Annotated in this window: 18 protein-coding genes; 11 read left to right on the top strand and 7 right to left on the bottom strand. The window is 36.7% G+C overall.

Annotated elements, in window-relative coordinates; genetic code table 11:
* A complete protein-coding gene (locus tag ASE92_RS04730) occupies positions 1 to 2,658 on the bottom strand; it encodes a putative LPS assembly protein LptD (protein WP_056848900.1) in 2,658 nt (885 codons plus the stop codon).
* A gap of 74 nt (positions 2,659 to 2,732) precedes the next feature.
* On the opposite strand from ASE92_RS04730, the gene ASE92_RS04725 reads away from it, so the two are divergent.
* From ASE92_RS04725 to ASE92_RS04715, 3 genes are all read left to right on the top strand, one after another.
* The gene (locus ASE92_RS04725) at positions 2,733 to 3,596 is read left to right on the top strand and encodes an N-acetylmuramoyl-L-alanine amidase (RefSeq protein ID WP_056849289.1); all 864 of its coding nucleotides are present in this window, start codon (positions 2,733 to 2,735) and stop codon (positions 3,594 to 3,596) included.
* A 21-nt stretch (positions 3,597 to 3,617) separates the two neighbouring features.
* A complete protein-coding gene (locus ASE92_RS04720; protein WP_056848899.1) occupies positions 3,618 to 4,394 on the top strand; it encodes an N-acetylmuramoyl-L-alanine amidase in 777 nt (258 codons plus the stop codon).
* 170 nt (positions 4,395 to 4,564) lie between these two features.
* On the top strand, positions 4,565 to 5,518 hold the full coding sequence (locus ASE92_RS04715) for an MlaD family protein (RefSeq protein ID WP_056848898.1): 954 nt from the start codon (positions 4,565 to 4,567) through the stop codon (positions 5,516 to 5,518).
* A 181-nt stretch (positions 5,519 to 5,699) separates the two neighbouring features.
* Here ASE92_RS04715 and ASE92_RS04710 read toward each other — a convergent pair whose 3' ends face one another.
* The 4 genes from ASE92_RS04710 to ASE92_RS04695 form a co-directional block, all read right to left on the bottom strand.
* A complete protein-coding gene (locus ASE92_RS04710; protein WP_056848897.1) occupies positions 5,700 to 6,605 on the bottom strand; it encodes a ribonuclease Z in 906 nt (301 codons plus the stop codon).
* A gap of 69 nt (positions 6,606 to 6,674) precedes the next feature.
* Positions 6,675 to 7,052, bottom strand: a complete 378-nt coding sequence (locus ASE92_RS04705) for an STAS domain-containing protein (protein ID WP_056848896.1) — start codon at positions 7,050 to 7,052, stop codon at positions 6,675 to 6,677.
* A gap of 35 nt (positions 7,053 to 7,087) precedes the next feature.
* Entirely contained in the window at positions 7,088 to 8,032 is a 945-nt protein-coding gene (locus ASE92_RS04700; RefSeq protein ID WP_056848895.1) for a phosphoribosylaminoimidazolesuccinocarboxamide synthase, read from the bottom strand.
* A gap of 203 nt (positions 8,033 to 8,235) precedes the next feature.
* Positions 8,236 to 9,195, bottom strand: coding sequence for a PhoH family protein (locus ASE92_RS04695; RefSeq protein ID WP_056848894.1), 960 nt, complete (start codon positions 9,193 to 9,195; stop codon positions 8,236 to 8,238).
* Positions 9,196 to 9,298: 103 nt separating this feature from the next.
* Here ASE92_RS04695 and ASE92_RS04690 point away from each other — a divergent pair, with 103 nt between their 5' ends.
* Positions 9,299 to 10,078: an S-adenosyl-l-methionine hydroxide adenosyltransferase family protein gene (locus tag ASE92_RS04690; protein ID WP_056848893.1), complete on the top strand. Its 780-nt coding sequence runs from the start codon at positions 9,299 to 9,301 to the stop codon at positions 10,076 to 10,078.
* A gap of 222 nt (positions 10,079 to 10,300) precedes the next feature.
* Complete coding sequence (locus ASE92_RS04685; protein WP_056848892.1) at positions 10,301 to 10,828, top strand: hypothetical protein; 528 nt, start codon at positions 10,301 to 10,303, stop codon at positions 10,826 to 10,828.
* 173 nt (positions 10,829 to 11,001) lie between these two features.
* Here ASE92_RS04685 and ASE92_RS04680 read toward each other — a convergent pair whose 3' ends face one another.
* Positions 11,002 to 11,952, bottom strand: coding sequence for a D-2-hydroxyacid dehydrogenase (locus ASE92_RS04680; RefSeq protein ID WP_200926325.1), 951 nt, complete (start codon positions 11,950 to 11,952; stop codon positions 11,002 to 11,004).
* 93 nt (positions 11,953 to 12,045) lie between these two features.
* Entirely contained in the window at positions 12,046 to 13,119 is a 1,074-nt protein-coding gene (gene serC, locus ASE92_RS04675; protein WP_056848891.1) for a 3-phosphoserine/phosphohydroxythreonine transaminase, read from the bottom strand.
* A gap of 325 nt (positions 13,120 to 13,444) precedes the next feature.
* Between serC and ASE92_RS04670 the strand changes: the two genes are divergently transcribed.
* The 6 genes from ASE92_RS04670 to ASE92_RS04645 are packed head-to-tail and all read left to right on the top strand — an operon-like array spanning position 13,445 to position 18,772.
* The gene (locus ASE92_RS04670) at positions 13,445 to 14,590 is read left to right on the top strand and encodes a methionine aminotransferase (protein WP_056848890.1); all 1,146 of its coding nucleotides are present in this window, start codon (positions 13,445 to 13,447) and stop codon (positions 14,588 to 14,590) included.
* 22 nt (positions 14,591 to 14,612) lie between these two features.
* Entirely contained in the window at positions 14,613 to 15,416 is an 804-nt protein-coding gene (locus ASE92_RS04665) for a nitrilase family protein (RefSeq protein WP_200926323.1), read from the top strand.
* A 59-nt stretch (positions 15,417 to 15,475) separates the two neighbouring features.
* The gene (locus ASE92_RS04660; protein ID WP_056848889.1) at positions 15,476 to 16,510 is read left to right on the top strand and encodes a N(4)-(beta-N-acetylglucosaminyl)-L-asparaginase; all 1,035 of its coding nucleotides are present in this window, start codon (positions 15,476 to 15,478) and stop codon (positions 16,508 to 16,510) included.
* 48 nt (positions 16,511 to 16,558) lie between these two features.
* Positions 16,559 to 17,461 carry a YegJ family protein gene (locus ASE92_RS04655; protein WP_056848888.1) on the top strand — a complete coding sequence of 301 codons (903 nt, stop codon included), beginning with the start codon at positions 16,559 to 16,561 and terminating at the stop codon, positions 17,459 to 17,461.
* A gap of 42 nt (positions 17,462 to 17,503) precedes the next feature.
* A complete protein-coding gene (locus ASE92_RS04650; RefSeq protein ID WP_235527280.1) occupies positions 17,504 to 18,316 on the top strand; it encodes a copper homeostasis protein CutC in 813 nt (270 codons plus the stop codon).
* Positions 18,317 to 18,772, top strand: a complete 456-nt coding sequence (locus ASE92_RS04645; protein WP_056848887.1) for a hypothetical protein — start codon at positions 18,317 to 18,319, stop codon at positions 18,770 to 18,772.
* The last annotated feature ends 31 nt before the right edge of the window (positions 18,773 to 18,803 follow it).

Below are 18,803 nucleotides of genomic sequence, written 5' to 3'. Positions count from 1 at the left end.
TTACTGGTATGTATTGTAGAAACCTTGTCTTTTGCTCAATTTTAAATCTTGAAGAATTGATGCTTTAACCTTTAAGGTTACGGAATAACTCTTATAAGCACCATAAGGAACCCAATTCACACTCATATCCCAACAATGTAAGTCGCGGTAAATCCCTATGTTCATTGGTGTTAAACCATTATTCTGAAAATCATAACCTGAATTAAAAGTAAATTTCCATTTAGGTGTCAGATTAAAATCTCCATTAAAGTTTAGCGTATTACTTGTTGTGCTTACGCCAAAATCGTTACTGTATTGAAAACTGTAAGAGAATGAGAAATTCCAGGGAATATTGAAATCTACAAACGCGTTTGGATCTCTGCTGATGGCAGCCAATTGTTCTGATTGCAATGGCGATAGGCCTTTTTCCTTTGCCGTTTCGCTCAATTTATCATTGGCTTCATTTTTCTTTTTCAATGCATCCGGATTTAAGCTGTAATCGAATGAGAAGCCGATGTTTGTTAATCTGGCTAAGCGGCCACCTCTCCTCAAGGTGAAATTATTGCTTCGCGTAAAGGTTCTTTGTCCGGTAACAGGATCTATACTTTCATCCAAATCATAAGGATCGAACGTACCATTGTAATTAATTCCTAATTTATCTGTAAACTGAGATCGACCGTTAAAACTCAAGGTAGAAAGTTTATTTCTCGGAGCCAGAAAATTATAAGAACCAGAAATACTTAAACCTTGAATAATTGGAATTTTTCGCTCTCCGGTACCAGTGGTATCTTTGCTCGATTTAACTTTTAATTCCACCGTATTATCCACACCAAAGCCTATAGCGGCAGCCTTGCCTGGAAAAGAACCTTGATAAGCCATCCCCTGGAAAACAGAATAGGTTAACGGCTGCTGATAAGTATCTCTTATTTCTTTCCCATTTTGATCAATTGCAGCCAAAAAAGGACCTCTACCTGCTTTAGTAAAATCTGGCGAATAATTAAATGAAACGTTAGGTGTAATTACGTGGCGCATAGCCATAATGTTCCCCAGGTTCTTAAACTTCTTTTGACCATAAATTTTAGTAGACATACTGGTGGAAAGACTATAACTTCCGGCCCGTTTGAAACCACTGAGCGTATCTATCCTTTCTGTATAGGTTCCATCATCGAAACTGGTAAATCTTTTATTGATATGTTGAAAATTCCAAACCTCGTTATAGCTACCACCCAAAGAGAAGTTTAGATATTTTAAAGCTGTAAACGACATATTTATAGGAATGCTGTGACTGAAACCAGATCTCAACCGCTTTAAACCGTCGTTTTGAAACAGTAAACTATCCTTTGTATCTATGGCATTTGTTCCTTGCAAAGCATATCCAATGGTAATTTTTTGATACCATTTTTGCTCTCCCAATCGATTTTTTGAATCGAATGGACTGAAAGTTGGCACGTTAAAAGTTGCATCGGGCAGCCTAATCGATACGTCCCTTGTACGCAAGGTCTGATTACTCGTCATCGATAACGAATAATTCATATTGTTGGAAAAAGTTTTGGAATAACTAATACTACTATTGGTGGTATTGTTTGCAATCGCATTTAAATCGTAGTTCAAATTAGCAGGACTATTGGTGTAATAGCTACTTGAAGTAACGTTAACACTGGCACTAAAAGTTGTTCCGGGGTTGGCGTTTGCGTTTTGGGAGTGCGACCATCTAATGCTAAAATCCTTGTTAGGATTCTCGAAAGCTTCAGTGCCCTCTAAACCATTTTTCACACTATTGTAGCTAATACCTATGTTTCCGCTAAATTTATATCTTTTGATGTAGTTACTGGTCAAATTGGTCTCGTATGAACCATTCGTGTAAATACTTCCAAGAAGTTTGGCATCCCAGTAATCATTTAAACCAAGGTAGTAACCTCCATTTTGTAAAAAGAAACCACGTGTTGCATCCTCACCAGGACTTGGTAAAATTATGCCTGAAGTTCTTTTATTTGGTTTAGGAAAAAATGCAAAGGGTAAACCTATAGGCGTAGGTACACCTTCAAAAACCATGTACATTGGTCCACTTATAATCTGCTTTTCCGTGGCAATACCTTTTGTAATCAAAATCCCGAAGTGAGGATGAGGCAAATTACAGGTACTGTACATTACATTTTTGATGTGCAACTCATCATCAATTTGTTTTTTACTTTGTCCGCCGGAGAAAAAACCACCCTCCTGCTCAGAGAATACACCGTAAACTTTTGCCTTAGTACTTTCAGAATTATAATAAAGTGAATCGGCTATTGCAGAGCCATCGGTTCCCGATTTAAAAATAGGTTTACCAACATATCTATTAGTTTTTGGATCCGTTCTTCCACTGGCAAAAATCAGTTTATTTTGCGAATCGTAACGGATATAATCTGCATCGAGTTCGAAATCGCCATAATTTACCCTGGCGTTTCCATACATGTATATGATACTCTTGTTTTTGCTGAAACGAACTGAATCGGCCCGATACTCTACTTTTTGATCCAAACCACTATTATTTGGAGATGCTTTTTTAGATGTATCTCTTTTTGATGTGTCTTGCTGGATGATTTGTTGCAATGAAAAAGAAGAAAATGCGTTAGCTTTACTAACACCATGTGTTAATAAAATGACAGAAATTAGTAAAATAGAGCTAGTAAGGAGTTTCAAATTCGTATTTGAATGTTATTTTTGCACAAATGTTTAATCAAAAACGTTCAAAATTAGTGAAAAATATACCATTGATGTATCTTAAAACCATTTTAACATTTATTATTTGTATTGCTTTATTCAATACAATTGATAATCAAGCCTTTGCGCAAGAATATAAAATTAAAACAATCGTAATCGACGCTGGTCATGGAGGAAAGGATGGCGCCACGCATGGTGTTTATTCTAGAGAAAAAGATGTTGCTTTAAAAACAGCACTTAACTTGGGTAAAGCACTTCAAGATAGTATTAAAGATATTAAAGTAATTTACACGAGGCAAACTGACGTTTTCATTCCATTGTACGAACGCATCAACATCGCTAATAATGCAAAAGCTGATTTATTTATATCTATTCACTTAAATGATATGCCGGTAAGGGTATCGAAAGTGGTTGATTATTATAAAAAAGTTAAGGGTAGAAAAGTTCCTGTTTACCGTTCTGTCGTTTCGAAAAGCACCTCTACACGGGGCACTGAAACCTTTGTATCTGGTACAGGACGTTTAGGAGAGCAAGATGAAGTAATCAAAAGGGAAAATGCTTCGATGTTTTTGGAGGATAATTATCAGAAAAACTATGAAGGTTTTATTGCCAATACACCTGAGAATGACATTATGCTTTCTTTGATGAAACAAACCAATAGAGAAAGAAGTTTAAAATTTGCGTCACTTTTACAGCAAGAATATATCAGTGCTGGTAGAATTAACCGCGGCGTGCAGGAAAAAAGTTTAGCAGTATTAGCAAGAGCATCAATGCCTGCAGTTTTAACTGAAATTGGTTTTGTAAGTAATCCCGATGAGGAAGATTATATGAACTCTGCAGAAGGTCAAACAGAAATTGTTAATGGAATAATTAAAGCGATTAAAAACTATAAACGTATTGCCGAAACATCTTTCTAATCTACCCCCATCCCTATCAAAATGAAGATCAAACTTCTAGCCTTTCTACTTTTAATATTTCCTTTCATCCCAAGCCACTCTATTGCTCAAGGGTATAAAATCAAGACAATTGTTATCGACCCTGGTCATGGAGGTAAAAAGCCCGGTGCATCTGGAAGTTTTTCTACCGAAAAAGCGATTGCATTAAAAGTTGCCCTTAAATTAGGCGCAAAGTTAAAGGCAGAATTACCAGACGTTAAAGTAATTTACACCCGAACGAAGGATGTTGATGTGGACTTATATAAACGGGCTGAAATTGCCAATGATGCCAATGCTGATCTTTTTATCTCCATTCATTGCAATTCGATGCCTCCGGGAAATAAACACATAAAAGGTGCCGAAACACTTGTTGCAGGATCGCATAGATTAAAGGAACAAGATGCTGCGATTAGAGAAAATGCCGATATTAAACTGGAGAAAAATTATAAAAGCAAATACGATGGTTACGATCCAAATAATCCGGGGACGTTCATTCTTTTATCTTTACTAAAAAATACGTTTCGAGATAAAAGCATTAAATTTGCGAAACTCATTCAAACAAGTTACATCAGCAGAGATAAAAGAGCAAGCCGGGGGGTTAAAGAACAGGGAGTTTTGGTGCTTCAAAGATGTGGAATGCCAGCCGTGTTAACTGAAGTTGGGTTTATATCGAATAAAGAAGAAGAGAAATACATCAACTCTGAAAAAGGTCAGAATGAAATTGCAGATTCGATATTGGCTGCAATTAAGAGCTACAAAAAATCTGTTGAGGTAAAATAATAGTAGAATTAGTTTTTAAATGATATAAAACCACTTATTCACCAAACAAAAATAACTGTGTAAGCATTATGTAATAACAACATATATTTGCACCATAAATTAAAGAATTACGCCTCGGACAAGTAATAATTACTAATTTTACCGCTTGTATCCGTCAAAGATAAACACTCATGAAGATTAAAAACGAAACCAAAGTAGGTATTTTAGCAGCATTTGCCATCGCTTTACTCATTATAGGATACAATTTTTTAAAAGGTAATTCCATTTTTTCTAGCGAAACTACCTTGTTTGCAAGGTATACGAGAGTAGACGGATTAACCGTTTCTAAACCTGTTTTAATCAATGGATACCAAATCGGTCGGGTTGCTAAACTACAGCTAGAACCCGGTGGAACTATTTTGGCTACTTTGAGTATCAATAGCAAATATGATATTCCAGAAAATAGTATCGCTAGATTAGAGGGAACTGACCTTTTAGGTAGCAAGGCAATTGTAATGTCGTTGGGTAACTCGAAAAAAATGGCTGAAGATGGCTATACATTAAATGCAAACGTAGAAAAAGGCTTGATGGAACAAGTTCAGCCTGTACAGAAGAAAGCTGAACTAATTATTGGCAAAATGGATTCCATTTTAAGTAGTGTGAATTCTATCTTGAATCCAAATTTCCAGAAAAATGTTGACAAAAGCTTTAATAGTATTGCAGGAACTTTAGCTTCATTAGAAACAACCTCGAAAAAAGTTGATGGTTTAGTAGGATCAGAAAGTGCCCGCATCGAAGCTATTTTTAAGAATGTTGAAGGTATTACTGCCAACTTAAACAATAACAATCAAAAAATTAGCGACATACTAACCAATATAAATACAGTTACAGATAAGTTTGCTGCTGCTAATTTTAAACAAACGTTAGATAATGCCAATAATGCTATTGCCGATTTACAAAGTGTAATTTCTGGTATTAAAGATGGAAAAGGGAGTTTGGGATTATTATTAAATGATGATAAAATGTATCAGAACCTAAATAATGCATCTAAAAATCTGGATGAGTTGATGATAGATTTGAAAGCAAATCCTAAGCGCTACGTTCATTTCTCAGTATTTGGTGGTGGAAACAAAAAAGACAAATAGTCTATTCTATAAAAGTGAGAAGCCTTGCAATTTTAAGTTGTAAGGCTTTTTTCGTTGAAAATATGTAGAAAAGCAATTGAAGTACAAATATTTAAGCTCGTTTTCCTTCTTTCCGTTAAATTTTTTAACAGAAAAAATTAACAGGATACCGCTGCAATAAGGTTTAAAAAATTTTTCTGGTTTACAACTGGAAGGTTCTTCCCTCAATGGCTAGCTCAGTATTTTCAAAAACAGATTGGGTTTCTTCCAATAACATTTGAAGCGTTTTGTAACGAGAAGAGAAATGACCGATCAGTAATTTCTCCACTCCATTGATTTTAGCCACCTCTCCTGCTTGTAGCGCAGTAGTATGGTGAGTTTCATTTGCCCTATCTAAAAGCTCATGCATAAAGGTAGCTTCATGATATAAGGTATCACAGCCTTTGATGCTTGAAAAGTAGCGTTCATCAAACTTTGTATCAGAACAGTAAGCATAACATCTCGGCGGATCTGCAGGCGTAGTGTAGTCTTCACTATTTAAAACCTGTCCATCAGGCAATTCAACATCAACTCCTTTTTTCAAGGCAGTGTAATAAGCCATCGGAATTTCATCTGTTTTCTCTTTAATCAACTTACGTTGTCTCGGCTTTTGCTTAAAAATAAAACCTGTTGTCGGAATGCGATGGTTGAGTACAATCGTTTCCACTATCAAATCTTGATTTTCAAATATTTGCTTTGATACATCTGCTTCGATGGGGAAAAATTCCAGCGGATATCTTAAAATCGTATCTGAGTATTTAAACTGAATCTCTAGAATTTCTAAAAGTGGTTTCGGTCCGAAAATTTGCATTGATTTTGTTCGGCCGTTTAAATGTAAGCTGGAAAGTAAACCAATCAAACCGAAATAATGATCGCCATGCAAATGGCTAATGAAAATATGGTCGATTCTTGCCGCTTTTAAGTTGTACTTGGTGAGCTGCTGTTGTGTACCTTCACCACAATCAATTAAATAAAATTTTTCATTACAATTTACAAGCTGCGCTGATGGATTCCTATTAAAAACAGGAGTTGCCGAACTGCTTCCAAGAATTGTAACCTCAAATTTCATATTTTATTGATATAAAAAGCCTCGTAGGTTTTTGAAAACTACGAGGCCAGTGTTGTATTTATAAGTATGTTATTTTGCGCCTCTGAACTCTTTTTCTAATTCATCCATAAAGATGAAATCAGTAGCTTCCTCTAATGTATTAACAAACGTTACAGATTGAAATATGTTTGATAATTCTATAATTGGTGCAATTTCATCATTAATACCAGTTACGATAAATAATCCGCCAGCAGATTTGCAAAGTCTATCACCCACTAATAAGCAACTTAAATCCTGCGCATCAGTGCATTCTTTAACATGGCTCAAATCAACAATGATATTCTTAAAGCCCTCTGCATTAAGTAAATATAATTCAGATTTTAAACCTGGTGAATTATCATTTGTAAACTTAGGTTCTTTTAACTTTAAGGTTACGTATTTATCGTGTTTGTCAACTGAAAATTTCATCTCTTCTAATCTTTATTTTACTAATGTATAAAAATTTAAAGCGTTTCCAAAGCCTTTGTAACATTGCTTTCTATGCGACTTGAAATAGAATCAGCATCAGCTTTCACAAACTTTTCTCCAACAATATGCTCATAAAGTTCTATGTATCTTTCTGAAATTGAATTAACGATCTCAGGAGTCATTTCTGGAATAACCTGCCCATCTTTACCTTGAAAGCCATTTTCGATTAGCCATTTCCTTACAAACTCTTTAGAAAGTTGTTTTTGAGGTTCGTCGGCTTTTTGACGATCTTCGTAACCATCGGCGTAAAAATAACGGGACGAATCTGGAGTATGAATTTCATCAATTAAGTAGATTACGCCATCGGCTTTACCGAATTCATATTTAGTATCAACTAAAATTAATCCGCTTTTCGAAGCGATTTCCGTTCCACGCTGATATAGAGCGTAAGTATATTCTTCCAACTTTTCATAGTCAGACAATGATACAATTCCCTTTGCAAGAATATCTTCTCTTGAAATATCTTCATCGTGACCAACAGATGCTTTAGTTGTTGGGGTGATGATTGGCTGAGGCAGTTTATCATTTTCCTTTAAGCCGTCGGGCAAAGAAACTCCACATACCGAACGTTTTCCTGCACTATATTCTCGCCACGCATGACCTGCCAAATAGCCTCTTATTACCATCTCTACTTTAAAGGGTTCGCAAATACGACCAATAGTTACCATTGGATCTGGAACAGCTAAAACCCAGTTTGGAACGATATCCTGGGTTGCAGATAAGAATTTGGCTGCAATTTGGTTTAGAACCTGGCCTTTGAATGGAATGGCTTCGGGTAAAACTACATCAAATGCAGAGATCCGGTCTGAAACGACCATCACCATTAATTTATCAGCTATGGTGTACACATCGCGTACTTTACCTTTATAGAAATTGCTCTGATTTGGAAATTTGAAGTTTGTTTCTTTTTGTGCTTTCATGAGGCGATAAAAATAGTAAAAAAGAAGGAGAGTTAGCTACTGCGAGTTGGAAGATTTGACACAAAAAAACCTCGTAGTTTATGAACTACGAGGCTTCGATTTATTGATGAATACATCGTCTTGATGAATTTATTTCAGCACCTTTCATGCTATAAACTTCCTGAAATAAATCCAGGGTGACGACCGCCTTAGCAACAACTATCTTACTGAATATCACCGTAAGCTTTCAATATATCTTTAACCAATTTATGGCGGACAACATCCTCACCGCTCAGGTAAATGATGTCGATGCCCTTAATATCTTCAAGAATCCTCAATCCATTAAACAAGCCAGACATTTGTTTTTTGGGCAAATCGACTTGCGTAACATCACCTGTAACAATAAATTTAGCCGTCGGCCCCATACGCGTTAAAAACATTTTCAACTGCATGTCTGTCGCATTTTGCGCTTCATCCAGTATCACAAAGCAATTATCTAATGTTCGGCCACGCATAAAGGCTAATGGAGCAATTTCTATGGTTCTATTTTCAATATAAAACTTTAATTTCTCTGCCGGAATCATATCATCCAAGGCATCGTAAAGCGGACGTAAATAGGGGTCGATTTTTTCTTTTAAATCTCCAGGCAAGAAACCTAGATTCTCTCCTGCCTCAACCGCAGGTCGAGTTAAAATGATCCGCTTAATTTCTTTGTTTTTTAGCGCTCTTACAGCTAGCGCAACTGCAGTGTAAGTTTTACCAGTTCCCGCCGGACCGATTGCAAAAAGAATGTCGTTTTTAGCAATACTGCTTACCATTCTGCGCTGGTTGGCCGTTCTTGCTTTTACCAACAAGCCATTAGTGCCAAAAACTATTACTTCTCCGCCGCCGCCGGTAGGTTGCTCTACATCTTTTTTTGCAATACCGGCAGCCTTTGCGCCTAGAATAGATTCAACATCATTATTGGTTAATGAGCTATATTTTTCAAGGTGAGCCACCAGCTGGTTAAACTTCTCTTCGAATGCCTTAAGCTCCTGTTCATCACCGAGAACCTTAACATCGCTCCCTCTCGCTACCAGTTTTAATTTCGCGAAAGCACCTTTAATCATTTCGTAATTCTCGTTATTTGCCCCCCAAAAGTGAGCAGGATTTACGGTATCCAGAGTTAATTTTAATTCGTTCAAACTGTAGTATTTTAAAAAGTTATCGGGGTATATTAATTAAAATTTGAATATTTGCAGACGCTTACGCCTCTACACAAGAATAAGCAATAATAACGAATTTTTAATGGGTATAATTACTTTAACAACAGATTTAGGTTCAAAAGATTTTTACCAGAGCGCCCTTAAAGGTAGTCTGTTAAGTCTTATGCCTAATGTTAATTTAGTTGATATTACCCATGAAGTTCCATCTTTTAATATTTCTTATGCTGCATTCGTTTTAAAGAATGCTTATCCATACTTCCCGAAGAATACGGTACACTTGATTGGAATAGATTCGGTATACAGTGAAAACACCAAATATATTGCTGTTAAACACCGCGACCATTATTTCGTGGGCGCTGATAATGGTATTTTTTCATTGCTTTTTGATGATGTTCCGGAAGATGTTGTAGAACTTAACATTATGCAGGATTTGAAATATCTTCACTTCCCGTTGGTAGATATTTTTGTGAAAGCTGCAACACATTTGGCGAAAGGCGGGAAATTAAAGGACATCGGTTTACCTGTAGCGGAAATTGAGCAGAAGATGCTTTTACATCCTGTTATTGAGCGTGATATCATTCGTGGTAGTGTAGTTTACATCGATACTTTTTGTAATGTAATTACCAACATCACGAAAGACCTTTTTACCAGAATACAGAAAAACCGTGACTTCACTTTGTATTTCAGAAAAAGTGAAACCATCACCCAGTTAAGCTGGCATTATAATGAAGTTCAGGAAGGCGAAAAGCTATGCTTATTTGGCATCAGCAACCACCTAGAAATTGCAATCAACAAAGGTAAAGCCAGCGGTTTGCTTGGTTTGCACCTTGGTGATATCGTTAGGGTTGAGTTTCATCCTTAAAGAGATTAAAGAACCAAGCCAAAAGATTCCTTTCTCAAGCCAAATAATCTCGATCATCTTTGCGAGGCAAGAAGCAATGTGACTAAGTTTCGCTCTAGCATATCTTTGCAAGATTGCATCGCTCCTTGCAATGACGAAACTTTGCAATCAATAATTTAATGACAAATGAACCAATAAACATAAGGTTCAAACAACTTCTACTCTTTTCACGTTTATTACCACATGAAGAAATATTTTTATTTACTCTCCATCCTATTCATAAGTTTTCAAACTTTTGCTCAACAAGATACAGCATCTTATGCGGCCCAACGCGTTAAGGTCAATTCACTACTCGCAGAAAGAAGTGCGAAATTTGGTCAATATGACGAAAGCTTAAATCAACGCACAGGAATATTCGGCTGGCAAACCAAAAAGGACATAAAGAATTCAAATGAAATTCTACGCCAGGTTGTACTGACGGACAATAATATTTTCAAAGAGCTGAAGGTTTTAATGGATTACAAGGATCTGGAGAATCAAAAGAAGGTTGCTGTAGCCGACAATTCACAAGAAAGAATTGAAAACTATATGTTAACCATTAAGAAACTTCAAGATCAAAACGAAAAACTGAACAGCGATCTGTCTAAAAAAACTGGTGGAGGTTTATCAACCTATTTTATCATATTCTTAATCCTGATAATGGCTGGCGGATTTTACTTCTTTAATAAGAAACTACAGCGATATAAAAAGTATGAGAAAGGCAGTATTTAAAGTTCTGGTAAAGATAAATAATGCAATCTTACCCAGTTTAATAAAAAAGGATCCGAATAAGTTGACCACTTTTCAAAAAGCGATACTGGGTTACCGCTATTGGGTGTTAACGAAAGCTTTGGATTAATAAAAAACCTCGTAGGTTTTGAAAACCTACGAGGTTTGAGTCATGTCTATTTCTTGAAATGCTCAATAATCAAAGTCGCCAATTCCGTACCAATACGTTCTTGCGCTTCGTTAGTTGATGCACCGATATGTGGTGTCAAGGAAATTTTCGGGTGAGTTAGAATTTCTGCTAAAGGTGTCGGTTCGTTATTAAAAACATCTAAACCAGCGAAAGCAACTTTACCTGAATTTAAGGCTGCGATTAAAGCCGGTTCATCGATAGTTCCTCCACGAGAACAGTTTACGATTCCAACTCCATTTTTCATCTTGGCGAACTCTGCTGTACCTAAAATTGGTTTATCAGCAAATGGGGTGTGCAAGCTTAAGAAATCACTACCAGCAATTACTTCATCTAGTGAAACTGTTTTTATTGGAATACTTACCGATTTTCCGCCCTGAAACTCCAAAGTAATTTCAGATTCTGATGGAAACAAATCGTAAGCTAAAACATTCATTCCTAAACCTAAAGCCACTTTTGCGGTTGCCCGACCAATACGGCCAAAACCAATTATTCCGATCGTTTTTCCGCTTAACTCAGTTCCTTTAGCATATGCTTTTTTAAGGTTGTTAAACTGAGTAGATCCTTCAACAGGCATTTTACGGTTGGCATCCTGTAAAAATCTTATACCTGTGAATAAGTGAGAGAAAACCAACTCAGCTACGGATAATGAAGATGCGGCTGGTGTATTTACCACTGCAACACCTTGACTACGGGCATATTCAACATCAATATTATCCATACCAACGCCACCTCTACCAATTAATTTGATATTTGGAACAGCATCAATTAACTCTTTTCTAACTTTCGTTGCACTACGAACCGTAATGGCATCATAGTTTTTTAAAGCTTCAGCCAATTGATCTTGAGGAATGGTTTCAGTATCAACCTGAAAACCTGCTTTCTCTAGTAGTTCTTTTCCGATTGGGTCTATCCCATCGTTTGCTAATATTTTAATCATTGTAACTTTTATGATTACACAGATTTTTAGATTACACAGATCTTAATAACAGAAATGTACTTACCCTAGCTTATCTGCGGTATAATTTAAATCTTAATTTAATTTTGCTTGTTTTTCTTCGAATGATTGCATTGCATCAATTAAAGCGTGAACGCTGGTAATAGGAAGTGCGTTATACATCGATGCTCGGAAACCACCAACACTTCTGTGTCCTTTAATACCAATAATCCCTTGTTCTTCTGCAAACTTCAGGAATGGTTTTTCCAGTTCAGGGTTTTCCATTACGAAACAAATATTCATTTTAGAACGATCTTCTACAGCACAGGTACCTTTAAACAATGGGTTTCTGTCAATTTCTCTGTAGAGTGCTTCGGCTTTTTGCTTGTTCTCTTTTTCGATCTCTGCAACGCCACCTTTCGATTTTAACCAACGAAGGTTTAATAATGAAACGTACACTGAAAAAACTGGAGGCGTATTGTACATCGAATCATTATCAATATGTGATTGATAGTTTAACATTGAAGGAATTTTACGATCGATTTTGCCTAAAATCTCATCTTTAACAATCACAATGGTTAAACCTGCAGGACCGACATTTTTTTGAGCACCCGCGTAAATTAAATCAAACTTCGATACATCAATTACGCGGCTCATAATATCCGATGACATATCGCAAACGATTGGAACACTGGTTTCGGGAACATTGAATAGCTCAGTTCCATAAATGGTATTATTCGAAGTATAGTGGAAGTAAGCACTATCAGCAGGGATTTCGAAATCTTTTGGAATAAAAGTATAGTTCGAATCTTTTGATGATGCAACAACATTCACATTACCTACAAATTTAGCTTCCTTTAAAGCCTTCGTAGCCCAAACACCCGAATCTAGGTAGCTTGCTGTTTGTCCATCGCCCAATAAATTCATTGGTACCATTGCAAATTGCAAACTCGCACCGCCTTGCAAAAATAAAACGGAATAACCCGATGGCACATTTAATAACTCTTTAACCAACCTATCAGCTTCAGCAACAACCGCCTCAAATTCAGTTGTTCTGTGCGAAATTTCTAAAATTGATAATCCATCGTTAAAATCTAAAACTGCCTGTGCAGCTTGTTTAAACACTTCTTGAGGTAAAATACAAGGGCCTGCGCCGAAATTATGCTTCATCTTATTATATAAATGATTATGGCGGTAAATGTAAAATTTTTAAAGCAGTTATGCCTAAAAAATCTTATCCAAAAAAATCACATTTTGTTAAAAAATTTAGCCAGATAAGCTGTTTTATTGCTGTTTTGGCAATTTGTAAAACAATGTTTAGCCTTAATCTCAAACGAGTAGAATTTTCTTAGACATTACGATAAAACATCCTCCTTTTATTTAAAGGATTGCTATTACCGGAAACATTTGATAAGAACAATCAAAGGTTTTAAGTTTTACGTACCCTACACCGTTTAACACATTTAATGTTTTTTTTACTATTTTCGCTTATAACATGTTGAATATACAATCGAAACTTCCTGGTGTAAGCACTACCATTTTCTCGGTAATGTCTAAACTTGCAGCAGAGCATAATGCCATTAATCTATCTCAAGGCTTTCCTGACTATACTTGCGACCCAGTACTGACAGACTTGGTTAACAAAGCTATGAAAGATGGTTTCAACCAATATGCCCCAATGCCTGGCAATAATTTACTTAAAGAAACTATTGCCGAAAAAGTCGAGACCCTATACAATATTAAATATAACCCTGATACAGAAATTACCGTTACCGCTGGCGGTACGCAAGCTATATTTACTGCGCTTGCAGCAATAATCAATCCTGGTGATGAAGTAATTATCTTTGAGCCCGCTTATGACAGCTATGCCCCAACTATTAAACTTTTGGGAGGCTTAGTAAAAACATATGAACTGGCCCCACCGCATTATACTATTGATTGGGAAATGGTTAAAAAGCTGTTTACTTCGAGTACCAGAATGATTATTTTAAATTCGCCTCATAATCCAACTGGCAGCATTTTATCAACGGATGATATGAAATCGTTAATAAAATTAATTAACGGAACAGATATTTTGATTTTGAGCGACGAGGTTTATGAACATTTAATTTATGATGGGCAGAAACATCAAAGCGTAATGCTTTTTCCGGAATTGCGTGAGCGAAGCTTTGTTATCGCGTCTTTTGGTAAACTTTTACATGCTACCGGCTGGAAATTAGGTTACTGCTTGGCCCCCGAGATGCTTACAAAAGAATTCAGGAAAGTACACCAATTTAATGTTTTCAGCGTTAATAGCCCTATGCAACAGGCTATCGCTAACTACCTTCAAGTGCCCAAGCATTATTTAGGTATTGACAAATTTTTTCAGGAAAAGAGAGATTATTTCAGAAAGCTATTGGGTTCTAGTCGGTTGCAATTACTTCCCTGCAACGGTTCCTATTTTCAATGTGTAAGTTATAATAATATCAGCGATGAAAAGGATGTAGATTTCAGCATTAGGCTAATTAAAGAATTTGGCGTTGCCACCATCCCTGTTTCGGCATTCTATCAAAAATCGACCGACCACAAAATTATTAGATTTTGTTTTGCAAAAGAAAATGCTACGCTTGCTTCGGCTGCAGAGAAATTAAAAAATGTTTAATCAGCCCGTAAAATAAACATATATGGATACACCTGTTTACACTCAAATAGAAAACCTGAAAGTCACTATTTTCCAGGCTTATCTATTTTGGGAAAACATCGAAAAAAACCTAAAAAACCTTGCCCTGAGATTATCAATGGGCGTTCGGGAAAAAACAGATTTAATCATTTTACCCGAAATGTTTAATAGTGGTTTTAGCATGAACTCGGAGGCCCTGGCCGAGGAAATGGACGGTTTTACCATGCAATGGATGCAAAAGACAGCCTATCAATACAATTGTGTGATTACGGGAAGTCTTATCATTAAAGAGAATGGAAATTACTATAATCGGTTAATTTGGATGGAACAGAATGGCGATTATAAATATTATGATAAGCGGCACTTATTTGGTTTAGGTGAAGAGGATAAAAATTTTACTGCTGGCAAGGATAAACTTATTGTCGAACTTAAGGGCTGGAAAATTAGATTAGCGGTTTGCTACGATTTGCGGTTCCCTGTTTGGTTACGCAACGTTAATGAGGAATATGATATATTACTTATTGTAGCTAGTTGGCCCGATAAACGTTCGGCGCATTGGAGGGCATTAATTCCGGCCCGTGCAATTGAAAATCAAAGTTATGTTATAGGTGTCAATCGTGTTGGTCACGATGGTAATCAGATTTATCACGGCGGACATTCCATGGTAATCGATCCTTATGGCAGTACCGTATATTACAAACCAGAAGATGAAGACATGTATACGGTAACCATTAATTATGAGGAATTGGTAAAAATTAGAAGGCAATTTCCTTTCCTAAAGGATGCTGATCAATTTTCTATTACTTAACTAGTTTACAAAAAAAATAACTCGTCAAAAAAAATCAAACATTAATAATTAACCTCAACATGTTCAACCGTCGCAAATTTATAAAAGCATCAACCCTTTCTGCAGGTTTACTCGTTCTCGATAAAACCAGCATGGCTTATGCCATTCCGTCTCATAAAGAAGAAGCTACTAATCTCCCTATTGTGATTTCGACCTGGGATTTTGGAATTGCAGCAAATGCTGATGCCTGGAAGGTCTTATCTAAAGGCGGCAAGGCATTAGACGCAGTAGAACAGGGCGTTTGGGTACCAGAGGCTGATGAAAAAAATCAATCTGTTGGTTATGGTGGCTTGCCAGATAGAGACGGCAAAGTAACGCTTGACGCTTGTATTATGGACGAAAATGGCAACTGCGGAGCAGTTTTAGCGCTGGAGCATATCAAACATCCAATTTCTGTTGCTAGAAAAGTTATGGAAAAAACACCTCATGTAATGCTTGCTGGTGATGGTGCTTTACAGTTTGCTTTGGAGCAAGGTTTTAAAAAAGAAAATTTGCTTACCCCATCGAGCGAAAAGGCCTGGAAAGAGTGGTTAAAGACAGCCAGGTACGAGCCGGTGATGAATATCGAGAATATGCTTTACGAAAAGGCAGCACCACAGAAATTACCTGGCAACCAGTACAATCACGATACCATTGGAATGTTGGCCATTGACAGCAAAGGCAATATTTCTGGTGCCTGCACAACAAGCGGCATGGCGTATAAATTACATGGTAGAATTGGCGATAGCCCAATTATTGGAGCTGGGCTCTATGTAGATAATGAGGTTGGTGGTGCCACTTCAACAGGTGTTGGAGAAGAAGTAGTGAGAAATGTTGGTTCTTTTTTAGTGGTTGAGTTAATGCGACAGGGTTATACACCCGAAGCCGCTTGTAAAGAAGCCGTGATGCGTATTATCAAAAAGAAACCCGAAACTGCAAAAAATATTCAGGTTGGTTTCCTGGCCATAAATAAAAAAGGTGAATACGGCGCTTACGCTATTCAGCAAGGATTTAGTTACGCGGTCTGCAACGCCGAAAAGCAAGATTTGTTAATCAAAGGAAAAAGCTATTACTAACAATTTAAAATCATCCCAAAACAAATATTATAAATCTAAAGATATATTATGGGATTACTCTCTAAAATTTTCGGTAAAAAGAATGTCGAGGAACGTGAAGGCGAGCCTGATTTAGTTTATGTGGCTAACGAAGATGAGCGCATGAACTGGGCAATTGAAAAGGCCAATTTAACACTTTGGTACTTCGAAGACAGCTTAGAAAATCCAAAACCTGAACAAGCGTATTTCTCCATTAAAGTGAAGATTATTGACGGTGATAAAGGTGAACATATCTGGTTAATTGATCCACATTTTGATGGCGAAGGAAATTTGTATGGTACGGTTGGGAATGAACCTGTTGATGTGAACACGGTAAAGCTAAATCAGAAAATTGGAATTGAGCGTGATTTGATTTCAGATTGGATGATTATTGAAGGCGGAAAGCTAATCGGCGGCTACACCATTCGGGCAATTCGAGAAGGTATTCCAGCAAATGAACAGCCTGCATTTGATCAAAGTATCGGTTTATATATCGATGAAGGCGTTGATTACTTCAAAATTAACAGAGACACACCCGAAGGCGCAATCTTATCGCTTGAAGAAGCGTACAGTAATAAAGATATAGACGCTGCCATTGATTGTAAAGATTTTTATGAAGAAGCAAGAAATATGCTTGGTGGAATAAATATTGAACTTGACGAAGAAATCATCGAAAAAACGGCTGACATTTTAAAGTTGTCTTTTATCAAAAGTATCGAAGAACACGGTTTTCCCGATTTCACGCAAATTAAAAACGCTTTTCCAGAAAGACAGAAAGTTAGTGAAACGAACTGGATCATCACAGAAATATGCTGGTATCCGGATAACGGAAAATCTTTTCAACAGCTGAATACTTATAAGTCATCCAATGGATGGAAAGTATTAGGGCCAGTAAGCACCAAACCTGGTGATGGGGATCAACAAAAAGACTAGTAAAGCTTTTTGCTTATCTAAATAAACAAATCGATACTTGTTATGAAAGATATAAATTCAAGTTCCAATTCAGGAGTTAATGAGTTTAAAAATGAATTTTCAAATCACCCTGTAGACATTTGGGGTCTTGAAGTCTGTGCTAACGGATACGAATCCGCATTTAACGCACAGCTTGGTGGTGCAATAAGAGTAGAATTGTGTGATAACCTTGCCGAAGGTGGCACAACACCCAGTTATGCTCAAATTGCTTTGGCCAAAAAAAATCTGCAAATCGAAATTTGGCCGATTATCCGCCCTCGCGGGGGCGATTTTTTCTATTCTGACTTGGAGTTTGATTTAATGAAAGAAGATATAAAGAATTGCAAATCATTAGGTTGTGATGGCGTTGTTATTGGGATACTTCAGGCTGATGGAAGCATTGATAGGAAAAAATGCAGTGAACTAATTGCCTTGGCTAACCCCCTTCCCGTGGCTTTCCACAGGGCTTTTGATATGTGTAACGATATGCACCAAGCACTGGAGGATTTAATTGATCTGCGAATTGTCCGCGTGCTTTCTTCGGGTGGCGCTACATCAGCGATAGCGGGTGCAGAAACTTTGGCAAATTTAGTTAAACAAGCAAATGGCAGAATTTCGATTATGCCCGGCGCGGGAATAAACATCACTAATATTCACGAGTTAATCCAAAGTACCAAGGCCAAACAGTTCCACGCTTCCTGCAAAAGTTATGTACCTAGTAAAATGCAATTTCGCAATACAAAAACAAAAATGGGAAGCATTTCAGATGAATATCAATACGAATTAACTTCAGTGAAGAAAGTTAAAGAGCTGGTTGACGAAATCAACAGAAATTAAATGGCAGCAAGTTTTAAACCATATCAAGTTTTATTGTTTGCAGCATTGCTTTATTTAATCTCGATTGTTTTTGTAGATCAGAAGATAGAAATCAATTTAGCCTACACCTATTTTTCTATTGATTACACATTAATTGTGGCGTTCATTTGTGGGCTTCTGCTCATATTCGCCGGACTTTATAAGTATCTAAACAAATATTTTTCCATTAAACTCTTAACATGGCTACATATCATGCTATCAATAGTATTACCATTTTTTGCCGTCTGGATGAGCCATTCATTCCACAAATCATTGGCATTAATAGAACTGACTGATATTGAATCGATGGATTATATATTGAATCATCAGAAGAAGCTGAACCAAATTATACCTACCTTCATTGTCATTGAAACCCTTCCTCTTATTAATGTATTGGTTAGCTTAATCAGAATGAGATATTCTACTGCAAAAGTGTGAATCCATTTTACAAAATTCAATTTCAATCATT

It is taken from the genome of Pedobacter sp. Leaf41 (assembly GCF_001422545.1).
In the GTDB taxonomy this organism is placed as follows: domain Bacteria; phylum Bacteroidota; class Bacteroidia; order Sphingobacteriales; family Sphingobacteriaceae; genus Pedobacter.
This window is presented reverse-complemented; position numbering and strand designations above follow the sequence as displayed.